Genomic DNA, 12,222 nt, shown 5'->3' with positions numbered 1-12,222 from the left:
TTGGAGGATTAGCTCAGCTGGGAGAGCATCTGCCTTACAAGCAGGAGGTCACAGGTTCGATCCCTGTATCCTCCATAACATATGGTCCGTTGGTCTAGTTGGTTCAGGACGCCTGCCTGTCACGCAGGAGATCACGAGTTCGAGTCTCGTACGGACCGTTTGTTGTGGGTAACCCTTGCAACATTAATTAAATAGTTTTATTATTATAAATGTCATAAAAGACAATGGCTCGGTAGCTCAGTTGGTAGAGCAACGGATTGAAGCTCCGTGTGTCGGCAGTTCGATTCTGTCCCGCGCCATTATATGGAAGGATAGCGAAGTCTGGCTAAACGCGGCGGACCGTAAATCCGCTCCTTCGGGTTCGGTGGTTCAAATCCACTTCCTTCCATTTTATTTATAGGGATATCGTACAACGGTAGTATACCGGTCTCCAAAACCGTTGATGTGGGTTCAATTCCTACTATCCCTGTTTATGATGTTATGGCGGTAGTGGTGAAGTGGTTAACACATCGGTTTGTGGTACCGACACGCGTGGGTTCGATTCCCACCTACCGCCCTTTTGATTGCTTGGTTCCAGTAGGGAAGGGCAGTTGTTAAGGCTTAGTGCCTTTATGGCGGTATAGCCAAGTGGTAAGGCAGAGGTCTGCAAAACCTTCATCACCGGTTCAAATCCGGTTACCGCCTTTGTTTTACTGCTTTAGCAATCATTAGCATGCCGGAGTGGCGGAACTGGCAGACGCGCTGGACTCAAAATCCAGTGATCATTGCGATCGTGTGGGTTCGAACCCCACCTCCGGTATAACATAGTTATATAGCTTATCTTAGCAAATCAAGAACGTTGTCATAACAACGTTCTTTTTTTATACTTTGATCTTACTGTGTATAGTTTATTTAATTTTTAATTGGATCACACCCTTTAAATACGTGTTAGAAATAAAATGACCAAAATAAAAAGCCATCGTAAAATGACTTTTTATCTTATTATGTTTTATTGGTTAATTTGACCTAAGTTGTTTTTATTAATGGCATACTTAGCTTGTTCAGGGGTGTATCCCTCAGCTTCAGAAGTTAGCTGATCGTAAACTTGTTGAGCTGATAAATGTTGTTCTTTCGAATAGTTTTTTGCTGATTTAACCGCGTTTTCTTGATAATCTTTATCACTGAATTTATTAACGGCCGATTGAGCCGCTTCTGGTTTAAATTTATTTCCAGATTGTGATGTTAATTGAGTATATAAACGCTTCTTAGACATTGGAACAGATTCCATATAGCTTTTAGCGGTATTGTATGCATTATTGCTCTCAGTGTTTGCGCTATCAGTTGTTGAAATTGCCGACGCCGTTTTAGACGAACTCTCTAGTTTTACTTTTTGGGATGTTTGACTGTCCGATGTTGCAGAACTACTTTTCTTTTTATCACTGTTACTTCCAACAACAAAGATTACTACAAGTATGATGATTGCAATTATGATCCAAACCCAGAATCGTTTATACCATTTCTTTTTTTGTTTTTCCTTTGCCATAACAAACTCCTTATATTAGCTTTTAACGTCAATCGGTTTTGGACGTATTTTATAATCATACTGATTATTTATTATTTAATAACACCCGAAACACTACCTATTTAGTATATCAAAGTAGCATAAATAAAAAAATCATCAACTTAATCTTTAGTTGCTGACACATAATTATTGATGATAAAGTAGTTTTGTCAAAATAGTTGACGTTCCTTATTCCACCGTACACGCGGCAAAGATTGAGGGAGAGGTCAGGTAATTAAGCTTTCTTCTTGCTAAGTAACACTGATATGACATATACTAATAATGCAGGGATGAGTCCGGGTACATTAAGGTTCTGTTGATCCTTCATTGTTGTTAATTTATTAACTGCCCGGACTTAGACCTGTTTTTTGATGACTAAGCTAATTATGATAATTGATGCATTAAGATGAAATAGGGATCACCAAATGGTGATCCCTATTTTCGTTTATTTCGAAGTTTTATTTTTAACTTTCTCAATTTTAATTTTTGTTTCTTAAGCTTTAACTTTTGTTTTTTTAATCGTAACTTTTCACGCTTAAGTCTTGCTTCACGTCTCCCAAGCACATTGATCAACCCCTTAATTGAACTAGTACTTATGATACACTCTTCTTTTTTATAATCCAATCATCATTTTCATAGCTAAATTTAGCTTTTAAATCACTTTACGAATTACTATAATTGGTTCAATGTGAATTTTGGTTATCATTTTAATTCGAGGGAGGAAAAAATGGAAAACGAAAATAAGTATGAAGTTCATCCCATTCCAATGAACGAACGTAACATGAGCTATTGGGATATGTTTGCTAACTGGTTTGGAGCAAACGCTAATAATGGAACTTGGTTTATTGGGGGCATTATTGCCGCTTGTGGTTTATGGGGCGGTTTTAGTGCTTTGGTGATTGCCTCAATTATTTCATATCTGTTTCTAAGTTTAATTGGATATGAGGGGTATAAAACGGGGTTATCGACGACAACTTTGAGTCGGGCGACATTTGGAATCAGGGGAAGCATGATCCCCTCGGTTGTCAATTTAGTGATGTTTATGGGTTGGACCGCGGTTAATACTTTTATTGCGGCAACTTCATTATCCTATATTTTTAATTCATTCTTTGGATGGCCGATCTTTGGGAAGTCTGGTGGTACGTTCGGTTTAGTTGTCGGAATTCTGGTTATGAGTATTTTACATATTCTTAGTGTTATATCAGGACAACGATCCATTAGAATTATTGAAAGAGTTGGAATTATTCTAGTTATTGTCTTTGTAATATGGGAAGTCTTGGTAGTGTTTAGAGATGTTTCGTTTACCCAACTTGCTCATTATATGGTTCCCAAAAAGGATCGGATGCCGTTTGGAGCAGCAATTGATAGTCTGGCTGCGTTTAACTTGGCATGGGTTACCAGTGGAGCTGATTTTACTAGATTTACTAATAAAAAGCGTGTTTCAACAAGTGCACCATTTTTTGGAGCTTTACTAGGGGCAGTCAGTTTTGCATCCATCGGATTATGCACTACCATCAGTATTGCCATTACGTCTGGAGTCTATGATCCCAATAATTCTGATCCAAGTACAGTGGCCAATAAATTGGGTCTAGGAATGATTGCAATGATCGTGATTGTCTTAACCAGTATGACCGCTAATGCTGTTAATTTACAGGCCGCTGGATCAGCATTAACGAATATGTATCATAAATTGACATTAAAACAGTCGTTGTTGATTGTCACCGTGGTGGCGATGATTTTAACCTTTACCCCACTTTTAAGTGGAAGCTTTCTTTCTGCTTTTACGGCCTTCCTTGATTATATTGGGATGTTTTTAGGCCCAATCATCTCCATCATGCTAGTAGATTACTTTCTTCTTAATGATCGTGACTACCGTTTGGAATCATTTGGAGATCCGAAAGGAGAGTTTTGGTATAGCCATGGAGTGAATTGGTTTGCGTTTTCACTTTGGATTTTAGGAATTTTGTTATACTTAATGTTGAAAAATGTTGCAATTGTTAAAAATACCATTGGAGCAACTTTTATTGTAATGGCAATTATTGCTGTTATCTACTACGTTATCGGTCGGGCGTTAGAAAGACGGGACAAATAAAATGATTATTAAACAGGGATATATTGAGAATTCGACAAAAAAACAAGACATTTTAGTTAAAGATGGAAAGATTAAAGAGATTGGTGATCACATTGATGATCCTAAAGAAGAGGTGATTGATGCGAATGGTAAATTAATTATTCCACCATTTATTGATTCACATGTCCATTTAGATTCGACTCTGACAGCCGGTGAACCCGGGTTTAATGAAAGTGGAACCCTATTTGAGGGTATTTCAATTTGGTCTGAGCGAAAACAAAGCTTATCTGAAAAAGACGTTAAGGAGCGCGCCATTAAAACGCTCAAGAATCAGGCTGAACATGGAATTCAGTTCGTTAGAAGTCACGTTGATACTACTGATCCCAATCTTACCGCTCTTAAAGCACTTCTTGAGGTAAGAGAACGGGTATCTAGTTTTATCGATCTCCAATTAGTTGCTTTTCCACAGGAGGGGATTCTATCATTTCCACATGGCAAAAATTTACTAACAGAAGCTGTCAAAATGGGAGTTGACGCCGTGGGTGGAATTCCCCACTACGAATTTAATCAATATTATGGGCGTGATTCACTAAAGTTTTTGATGAACTTAGCTGAAAAATATGGCAAACTTGTTGACGTTCACTGCGATGAAATTGATGATCCCAATTCCAGAAATTTGGAAGTTCTAGCTACTTTGGCGTATGAATCAGGACTAAGTGATCGGGTGACTGCAAGTCATACAACGGCTCTTGGATCGTATAACGATGCATATGCCGATAAGTTGATGAGAATTCTTAAGATGTCAAAGATTAACATGGTAGCCAATCCACTAGTTAATATGCATTTGGGTGGTCGATTTGATACTTACCCTAAACGACGGGGTTTAACGAGAGTCAAGGAACTTTTAAAGCATGGAATCAACGTCTCGTTTGGAGAGGACGATGTAAAAGATCCGTGGTATCCAATGGGGAACGGTAACATGCTGGATGCGCTTTACGTTGGTATTTTAGCGAGTCAACTGATGGGGTACCATCAGATTATGGATTCATATAAGTTGGTTACTACCAACGCTGCTAAAACTTTACATGTTAGTGATCATTATGGAATTGAGAAGGGGAAACCCGCTAGTTTCTTAATCTTTGATACAGATAATTTTTATAATGAAATTAACGAAAGAAGAACGCTTTTATACTCGATTAGAAACGGGAAAGTTTTGGTTAAAAAACAACCAGAAGAAGTTCAAACTCATTTTGATTAGGTTTTAGTCAGTGGACTTCACTTTCATTTTCCTTGTGATATGATGAACGTAAAGATTACATTGAGGAGGCAATTATAATGGTAGAAGAAGCTAATACCGAGATCCCTAAAACTATGAATGCTTGGGAAATTGTTAAACCTGGACCGATTAACGGAAGGAAATCTCCCTTAAAATATGTTAGAAAAGACGTTCCAGCACCTGGTGATGGTGAAGTCTTGGTTAAGGTATTAACGTGTGGAGTTTGTCACACGGATTTACACGTTACCGAGGGTGATCTGCCAGTCCATAAAAAAGATCTAACTCCTGGACATGAAATTATTGGTAAAGTAGTTAAAAATGGTCCCCATACTCGTCGATTTAAAATTGGTGATCGAATCGGAATCCCATGGTTACGGAAAACATGTGGTGTATGTAAGTATTGTCGTTCTGGTAGAGAAAATCTATGTCCATATTCTAAATATACGGGATGGGATCATGATGGTGGCTATGAGGAGTATACAACCGTTCCAGAAGGATTTGCTTATCGAATTCCAGAACGGTTTAATTCGCTTCAAGCAGCCCCACTGCTTTGTGCTGGAATCATTGGGTATCGGGCTTTTGAACGTGCTAACATTCCAGCTGGTGGTACCCTTGGAATTTATGGTTTTGGTGGGTCTGCTCACATCACCGCGCAATTGGCGATTGATCAGGGAATTGACGTTCACGTCTTTACACGAGGTGAAGATGCCAAACGATTTGCCTTGTCACTCGGGGCAAAATCAGTCAATAACACATATGATATGTCGCCCGTTCCTCTAGATTCATCGATTATTTTTGCACCAGTCGGTGAGGCTGTTCCTAATGCGTTGAAAAGTTTAGCTCCCGGAGGTACTTTAGCATTAGCCGGAATTCATATGACTGATATCCCTCAGATGAGTTACGAAGAGCATATTTTTCACGAAAAGAACTTAACGAGTGTTGAAAGTAATACGAGAAGTGATGGCGAAGAGTTTTTGACTTTAGCTGATCGTTTACACATTGAACCTGACGTTACTGAATTTCCACTTTCAAGGGCGGATGATGCCTTGAAAAGGGTTGCTAAAGGTGATTTGAAAGGTGCTTGTGTTTTAAACGTAGGGTTAGAGAGTAATTAGCTTATAAGTAAAGTACAAGTGATGCCAAAACGATAAACCTTTTCGTTTGGAGATTTTATTGACAAACAATCATAAAAAATATATCATTTCAATTAAATAAATCTTTAAGTGTGTCCAGTGAGGCAGCAAGATTTCGAATTTTAAAGTGATACTGTAAAACTTTATTTAATCGAAGACTGTTGTCCCTTGGACAGCAGTTTTTTTATTAGAGAAGGGAAGTCAGTATAAATGTCTCAGAAAAAGGATTATGTATTAGGAATTCATGACCGTCCATCACCACTAAAATGGATCGGACTTTCCTTACAACACATGTTTTCAATGTTTGGCAGCACAGTAATTGTTCCATTGTTAGTCGGTTTAAGCCCAAGTATTGCACTTTTTGCTTCAGGAATTGGGACGTTACTGCATATCTTAATTACTAAGGGGAAAATTCCCGCTTACATGGGATCTAGTTTTGCCTTTGTCACTCCAATGATGGCACTTATGAAAACGACTGGAGTTTCAGGAGTTTCTCAAGGAGTGGTTGCGGTCGGCTTAGTTTATGTGGTGGTGGCCACGATCATTTCATTTATTGGATCCGATTGGATTGATAAGATCCTACCACCAGTGGTAGTGGGGCCGATCGTAATGGTGATTGGACTATCACTTGCAGGGAGTGCTGCCCAAAATGCAATGATGGATCATGGAAGGTATAGCTTGGTTTTCTTCGGAATTGCGATGACCACTTTGTTTTTAGCAATTTTCTTCAATGTTAAATTAAAGGGATTCTTGGGATTAATTCCGATTTTATTGGCAATTGTCTGTGGGTATTTAATTTCAATGGCGTGTGGATTAGTTGATATTCACGCAATTGCCACTGCTCCATGGTTTAAACTGCCTCCGTTTCATATCATTGGCACCGAGCGAGGCTTCAAGTTTGACTGGAATGCCATCTTGATTATGGCTCCAATCGCTTTTGTTACGATGACCGAACACATGGGTCATTTGATGGTACTCGGCGAAATGACTCACAAGAATTTCTTTAAGAATCCAGGCTTAAATCGCACGCTTGCTGGGGATGGAGCCGCATCGCTTGCAGCTGGAATTCTTGGTGGACCAGCGGTAACTAGTTATGGCGAAAATATTGGAGTCATGGCAATTACCAAAGTTTACAGTGTTTGGGTCATAATCGGAGCAGCGATTTTTGCCATGATCTTTGCGTTCGTGAATAAGTTAAATGTTTTAATCATGCAAATGCCGCTCCCAGTTATTGGTGGAATTAGTTTTCTCCTATTTGGGACAATTGCTGCTAATGGTGTCAAAGTGATGATTGACAATAAATTGGACATGGATAAGAAACGCAATTTAATGATTGCGTCGGTTATCTTGGTAATTGGAATTGGTAATGCATATATTCAAATTGGAAGTTTCCAGTTTACTGGAGTGGCTTTAGCAACCGTGATTGGAATCGTTTTGAACCTTCTCCTACCAGAAGACGAACATGATGATCCAGATCTTGAAGATCAATCTATTGACCCAGTAAAGAAATAGTAATATTATGATTTTATGTTAAAGAACACGAGAGGGGAAACTGACTATGTGTAAACCATGTTGTTGTAAAAAAGATTTGACAAAATCTGACAACACTTTTGGTATGCACTCAAAGGTTTCTCTATAAATGATATTAATTTATTATAATTATGAGAGGACTGGTGGATCCAGTCCTCTTTTTTGTGTTCTTTTGTGATTATTTAGGAGGTAGCATCATGAAAAAGTTACTTGTCTGTTTAAATTTTTAGAGTAAAATAAACATAGCGAGTTAGTTAATTTTGCACAATATATTTTAATGAATGGGGATTTTAATTATGAAGAAAAGATGGCCTTTACTTTTACTAACAGGAGTGGCCGCGTTGGCTCTTACCGTTACCGCATGTGGGAAACAATCTGAGACTAAAAAGCCTGGGACTTTGACGGTTGGTATGGAAGGAACTTATGCTCCGTATTCTTACAAGGATAAGAACGGTAAGTTAACCGGCTTTGAAGTTGATTTGGCTAATGATGTTGCTAAAAAGATGGGGATGAAGGTTCAATACAAGTTAACTGGATGGGATTCATTAATTCAGGGACTCAATTCTAATTCTTACGATGTTATTTTTAACAATATGGCAATTAATCCAGCTAGAAAAAAGCAGTATCGGTTTGCCACTCCATACATTTATTCAAAGGCAATCATGATTACTAAGAAAGATTCACCAATTAAAAATGCTCAAGACTTTAAGGGTAAGAAGGTCGCTGAAGGTACTGGTACTGATAACTGGAATAACGCCGAAAAGCTGCATGCTAAACCAGTTACTTCACCAGACTTTAATACTTCAATGCAAATGATTGATCAGGGTCGTGTTGTTGGTGCCTTAAATGCTCAGCCAGCATGGCAAAGTTGGTATGCAAGCCATAAAGATACTGACCTTCAAGCTAAACTAGTTCCAACTAATGTTATTCCACAAAGTCAAATTGCTCCAATGATGAACAAGAAGTCTGCTAAGTTAAATAAACAGATGGACAAAGCAATTAATGAACTTCGAAAAGATGGTACCTTGAAACGATTATCAATGAAGTACTTTGGAGAGAATATTACCGATAAATAATATTAGTTAGGAGCTTAAAGAATTATGTGGGACATTATCATTTCATCATTACCGAGTCTCTTAGAGGCAATGATTAAATACACCATTCCACTAACAATTATTTCATTCTTTTTTGGTTTAATTCTTGCGATTGTTACCGCACTGATAAAGTTTTTAAAACCACATGGGAATGCATTTGTTAGAGTTATGTGGGGCATTTTTAGAGCCATTGCCGACGTATACGTGTGGGCTTTTCGTTCCACTCCATTGTTGGTTCAGTTGTTCATTATTTATTTTGGTTTACCGAATCTGCAAAATTTCATTCCCGGTTTTAATTTTGAAATTCCAGCCTTTACGGCAGCAATAATTGGGTTTTCGTTAAATACTGGTGCTTATGCGTCGGAAACCATTCGGTCAGCTCTGATGTCTGTTCCCCAAGATCAATGGGATGCTGCGTATACTCTGGGTTTTAGCACCACTCAAACCCTGTGGTACATTGTTTTACCACAAGCAGCACGAATCGTACTTCCTCCACTATCTAATGAATTTATTGGATTAGTTAAGGATACCTCTCTTGCAAGTACGATTACCATCACAGAGATGTTTCAGGTTAGTCAACAAATTGCGGCGCACAACTATCAGCCACTACTTATGTACACAGAAGTAGCCGCTCTTTACGCTATTTTGTGCAGTATTTTAACGATCCTTCAACACTATCTCGAAAAGCGTTCTTCAAGATACTTAAAGGGGGATGAAGGCTAATGATTAAGATTGAAGACATTGTAAAAAAGTACGATGGAAAAACCGTTCTGGATAAAATTAGCACGGAATTTCCTGAGGGAAAAACGACCGTAATTGTTGGTCCTTCTGGTTCTGGAAAGTCAACGTTGCTACGTTCTCTGGACTTATTGGTTCATCCCGATTCAGGCGTAATTAGTTTTCCTAATTTTTCGTTAAACTACGCGGATAAGATTACCAGTAAACAAAGTAAGGAATTACGAGCACAGACTAGCATGGTCTTTCAAAATTGGAATCTTTTTCCTAATTTACGGGTGATTGATAACATCACGGCTGCACCAATCCATGTTCATAAGATTTCGAAAAAAGATGCGGTAGCTCAGGCAGAAAAATTATTGAAACGGGTTGGTCTTGAAAAATATGCTAATTTCTATCCCGATGAATTATCTGGAGGAATGCAACAACGAATCTCGATCTGTCGGGCATTGGCAGTCAAGCCTAAGTACATTTTATTAGATGAACCTACCAGTGCGCTTGATCCGGAGTTAGAGACGCAAGTTTTAGAAATGCTGGAAGAGTTAGCTGATCAGGGACAGTCAATGATTATGATTACTCACAACATTGAGTTTGCTAAATTATCTGCTGATAAAATGTTATTCATCGAAAATGGTGAGAAGATTTTTGATGGATCAAAGGACGAATTTTTTAATAACCCTTCTCCGAGAATCAAAGAATTTTTAGATGCAATTTCTTTACAGTAAATAAAAATGAGGACTTCATATTTTGAAGTCCTCATTTTTATATGAAAGTTGCTAATCCAATAATTATAAATGAAAGTAAACAATTTTCTGGGGTTTCTTTTTCGCTGAAGATTTGAATTCCGTATGAGATTAATACTAAAGTAATTAAAATTGCACATTTTAATAAGGGAAAATTTGCTAGCAGAAGCGCTGCAAAGATTAAAATGAAGATAAAGTTTAATTTAGTTTCAAGTCGGTGATTAAAGAACGGAACAAAGAACAAACAGTATAAGCAAAATAGAATTCCAACGTTTACGAGGACACTTGATTCCAGGTATTGGTTATCGAGATAACAAAAAGAAATGACCGGAGCAATTGAATTTAAAAAGGAAAAGCAAACCAGTCCATAGTAATTTTCGAGTTTAAATTTAGGCATCATTACAATGATGTTGGTGATTCCAAGGATGACAAACAGAATGATTAATAAGATGGGAAACAAGGAAACAATCGCTAATAACACTGGGATGACGTTGAGAAATAAATTGATCCTTGGATCATAACGAATGATGAAAAGTAGAAGGGAAGCCGACCAAAGAAACTCTGATAGGATTAGCACCACCAGTCTGGTATTCCATTGTACTGATAGTAAGTCTACTTGCGAAGCAAAGAGCCATATTAGTGTATTCAAGATGATGAATACCGTAAGAATTAGGGCATGTAAGGTAGTTTGATTTTTTTCAATAAAAGTTTTCATAATATTGTCCTTTTTGTATTAATAAATCCATGTTAATCAATTATGTAAATTTGTTCAATGGAGGTTTTGTGTGCTTTTTAATTACTTGCGAATATGTTATTATTATAAAGTTATGAGCAGATTCCCGATAGGATTCACGAAGAGTGAAGTTGCCTTGTAACCACAAACAATAGGGGGAATAAGAATGTCAGAAAAGCGTTTATTTACTTCTGAATCAGTTTCAGAAGGTCATCCGGATAAAGTTGCCGATCAAATTAGTGATGCAATCCTGGATGCAATTTTAAAAAAAGATCCAGATGCACGAGTTGCCTGTGAAACCTCAGTTACTACAGGACTTGTATTGGTGTTTGGTGAAATCTCAACTAGTGCCTATGTTAACATTCAAAAAGTTGTTAGAGATACAATTCGTGAAATTGGTTATAATGATCCTAAATACGGATTTGATGCAGACAGTGTTGCTGTGTTAGTCTCACTTGATGAACAGTCACCAGATATTGCGCAGGGAGTTGATGAGTCGGTTGAGACTCGTGGTGGAGACGTCGATCCTCTTGATAAGATTGGTGCTGGGGACCAGGGAATTATGTTTGGTTATGCAGACAGTGAGACCCCTGAGTTAATGCCACTCCCAATCTCATTGAGTCATCATTTAATGCAGAAACTCTCTAAGCTTCGTAAAAATGATTCTATTCCTTATCTTAGACCGGATGCCAAAGCGGAAGTAACGGTTGAATACGATCAAAATGATGATCCTAAGCGTGTTGATACCGTGGTTTTAAGTACTCAGCATGATCCTGATGTTACTCAAGAACAGATTCGAAAAGATGTTATCGAGAAGGTTATCAAAACGACGATCCCGTCTAAGTATCTTGATGAGAACACTAAGTATTTAATCAATCCAACCGGAAAATTTGTGGTTGGTGGACCCGTTGGCGATGCCGGATTGACTGGAAGAAAAATCATTGTTGATACATATGGTGGGGCAGCTCATCATGGTGGCGGTGCTTTTTCTGGGAAAGATGCAACTAAGGTTGATCGTTCCGCAAGTTATGCAGCGCGGTATATCGCTAAAAACATTGTTGCGGCTGGACTTGCAAAAAAGATTGAAATTCAGTTGGCATATGCCATTGGGGTTGCTGAACCAGTTTCAATTTCAGTTAATACGTTTGGAACTTCAAAAGTTTCAGACGATAAGTTAGTCGCTGCCATTAGAAAAGTATTCGACTTGCGGCCAGCTGGAATTATTAAGATGCTTGATTTAAAGCGACCAATTTACAAACAAACGGCTGCTTATGGTCACTTTGGGAGAACGGATGTTGATCTTCCATGGGAGCATACCGATAAGGTAAAAGAGCTACAAAATTATTTTAAATAGGATTTAAATGACG

General features: G+C 38.1%; 10 protein-coding genes, 8 tRNA genes and 1 riboswitch. Of the genes, 16 read left to right on the top strand and 2 right to left on the bottom strand.

All coding sequences use genetic code 11. The features are described 5' to 3' along the window. Positions 1-2 precede the first annotated feature (2 nt). From AC6UD6_RS03975 to AC6UD6_RS03940, 8 genes are all read left to right on the top strand, one after another. Positions 3-75 (top strand) — tRNA-Val (locus AC6UD6_RS03975). A gap of 8 nt (positions 76-83) precedes the next feature. After that, positions 84-158, top strand: a tRNA-Asp gene (locus tag AC6UD6_RS03970). A 68-nt stretch (positions 159-226) separates the two neighbouring features. Then, positions 227-299 (top strand) — tRNA-Phe (locus tag AC6UD6_RS03965). Positions 300-305: 6 nt separating this feature from the next. Beyond that, positions 306-388: transfer RNA gene (locus AC6UD6_RS03960), tRNA-Tyr, on the top strand. 10 nt (positions 389-398) lie between these two features. Further along, a tRNA-Trp gene (locus AC6UD6_RS03955) sits at positions 399-469 on the top strand. Positions 470-483: 14 nt separating this feature from the next. Next, positions 484-556 (top strand) — tRNA-His (locus AC6UD6_RS03950). A gap of 57 nt (positions 557-613) precedes the next feature. After that, a tRNA-Cys gene (locus AC6UD6_RS03945) sits at positions 614-684 on the top strand. 30 nt (positions 685-714) lie between these two features. Then, positions 715-799 (top strand) — tRNA-Leu (locus tag AC6UD6_RS03940). A 189-nt stretch (positions 800-988) separates the two neighbouring features. On the opposite strand, the gene AC6UD6_RS03935 is transcribed toward AC6UD6_RS03940, so the two are convergent. Then, a complete protein-coding gene (locus tag AC6UD6_RS03935; protein ID WP_500695751.1) occupies positions 989-1,522 on the bottom strand; it encodes an Ltp family lipoprotein in 534 nt (177 codons plus the stop codon). Positions 1,523-2,267: 745 nt separating this feature from the next. On the opposite strand from AC6UD6_RS03935, the gene AC6UD6_RS03930 reads away from it, so the two are divergent. The 7 genes from AC6UD6_RS03930 to AC6UD6_RS03900 all read left to right on the top strand — a co-directional run bounded on the left by AC6UD6_RS03930 (position 2,268) and on the right by AC6UD6_RS03900 (position 10,104). After that, entirely contained in the window at positions 2,268-3,632 is a 1,365-nt protein-coding gene (locus AC6UD6_RS03930) for a purine-cytosine permease family protein (RefSeq protein WP_500695750.1), read from the top strand. Position 3,633: 1 nt separating this feature from the next. Next, positions 3,634-4,869 (top strand): cytosine deaminase, encoded by a 1,236-nt coding sequence (gene codA / locus AC6UD6_RS03925; protein ID WP_500695749.1) that lies wholly within the window; start codon positions 3,634-3,636, stop codon positions 4,867-4,869. Positions 4,870-4,946: 77 nt separating this feature from the next. After that, complete coding sequence (locus AC6UD6_RS03920) at positions 4,947-6,002, top strand: zinc-dependent alcohol dehydrogenase family protein (protein WP_500695748.1); 1,056 nt, start codon at positions 4,947-4,949, stop codon at positions 6,000-6,002. 228 nt (positions 6,003-6,230) lie between these two features. Beyond that, positions 6,231-7,532: a uracil-xanthine permease family protein gene (locus AC6UD6_RS03915; protein WP_500695747.1), complete on the top strand. Its 1,302-nt coding sequence runs from the start codon at positions 6,231-6,233 to the stop codon at positions 7,530-7,532. Between the two features lie 314 nt (positions 7,533-7,846). After that, a complete protein-coding gene (locus AC6UD6_RS03910; protein ID WP_500695746.1) occupies positions 7,847-8,626 on the top strand; it encodes a transporter substrate-binding domain-containing protein in 780 nt (259 codons plus the stop codon). 24 nt (positions 8,627-8,650) lie between these two features. Beyond that, positions 8,651-9,367 (top strand): amino acid ABC transporter permease, encoded by a 717-nt coding sequence (locus AC6UD6_RS03905; protein ID WP_500693619.1) that lies wholly within the window; start codon positions 8,651-8,653, stop codon positions 9,365-9,367. Continuing rightward, entirely contained in the window at positions 9,367-10,104 is a 738-nt protein-coding gene (locus AC6UD6_RS03900) for an amino acid ABC transporter ATP-binding protein (RefSeq protein WP_500695745.1), read from the top strand. Before AC6UD6_RS03905 ends, AC6UD6_RS03900 begins: the two co-directional genes overlap by 1 nt. A gap of 37 nt (positions 10,105-10,141) precedes the next feature. Here AC6UD6_RS03900 and AC6UD6_RS03895 read toward each other — a convergent pair whose 3' ends face one another. Next, a complete protein-coding gene (locus AC6UD6_RS03895) occupies positions 10,142-10,837 on the bottom strand; it encodes a hypothetical protein (RefSeq protein WP_500693621.1) in 696 nt (231 codons plus the stop codon). A 105-nt stretch (positions 10,838-10,942) separates the two neighbouring features. After that, a riboswitch (SMK box riboswitch) is annotated at positions 10,943-11,024 on the top strand. Between AC6UD6_RS03895 and metK the strand changes: the two genes are divergently transcribed. Then, the gene (gene metK / locus AC6UD6_RS03890) at positions 11,022-12,209 is read left to right on the top strand and encodes a methionine adenosyltransferase (protein ID WP_500695744.1); all 1,188 of its coding nucleotides are present in this window, start codon (positions 11,022-11,024) and stop codon (positions 12,207-12,209) included. (Overlaps the previous riboswitch by 3 nt.) Positions 12,210-12,222: the final 13 nt, after the last annotated feature.

This window comes from Fructilactobacillus sp. X8R2C1 (assembly GCF_059900955.1).
This window is presented reverse-complemented; position numbering and strand designations above follow the sequence as displayed.

Excerpts from the sequence above, each read along its gene's own strand:
- AC6UD6_RS03935 (WP_500695751.1), bottom strand. The coding sequence starts at position 1,522 with ATGGCAAAGGAAAAACAAAAAAAGAAATGGTATAAACGATTCTGGGTT.
- AC6UD6_RS03930 (WP_500695750.1), top strand. The coding sequence starts at position 2,268 with ATGGAAAACGAAAATAAGTATGAAGTTCATCCCATTCCAATGAACGAA.
- codA (WP_500695749.1), top strand. The coding sequence starts at position 3,634 with ATGATTATTAAACAGGGATATATTGAGAATTCGACAAAAAAACAAGAC.
- AC6UD6_RS03920 (WP_500695748.1), top strand. The coding sequence starts at position 4,947 with ATGGTAGAAGAAGCTAATACCGAGATCCCTAAAACTATGAATGCTTGG.
- AC6UD6_RS03915 (WP_500695747.1), top strand. The coding sequence starts at position 6,231 with ATGTCTCAGAAAAAGGATTATGTATTAGGAATTCATGACCGTCCATCA.
- AC6UD6_RS03910 (WP_500695746.1), top strand. The coding sequence starts at position 7,847 with ATGAAGAAAAGATGGCCTTTACTTTTACTAACAGGAGTGGCCGCGTTG.
- AC6UD6_RS03905 (WP_500693619.1), top strand. The coding sequence starts at position 8,651 with ATGTGGGACATTATCATTTCATCATTACCGAGTCTCTTAGAGGCAATG.
- AC6UD6_RS03900 (WP_500695745.1), top strand. The coding sequence starts at position 9,367 with ATGATTAAGATTGAAGACATTGTAAAAAAGTACGATGGAAAAACCGTT.
- AC6UD6_RS03895 (WP_500693621.1), bottom strand. The coding sequence starts at position 10,837 with ATGAAAACTTTTATTGAAAAAAATCAAACTACCTTACATGCCCTAATT.
- metK (WP_500695744.1), top strand. The coding sequence starts at position 11,022 with ATGTCAGAAAAGCGTTTATTTACTTCTGAATCAGTTTCAGAAGGTCAT.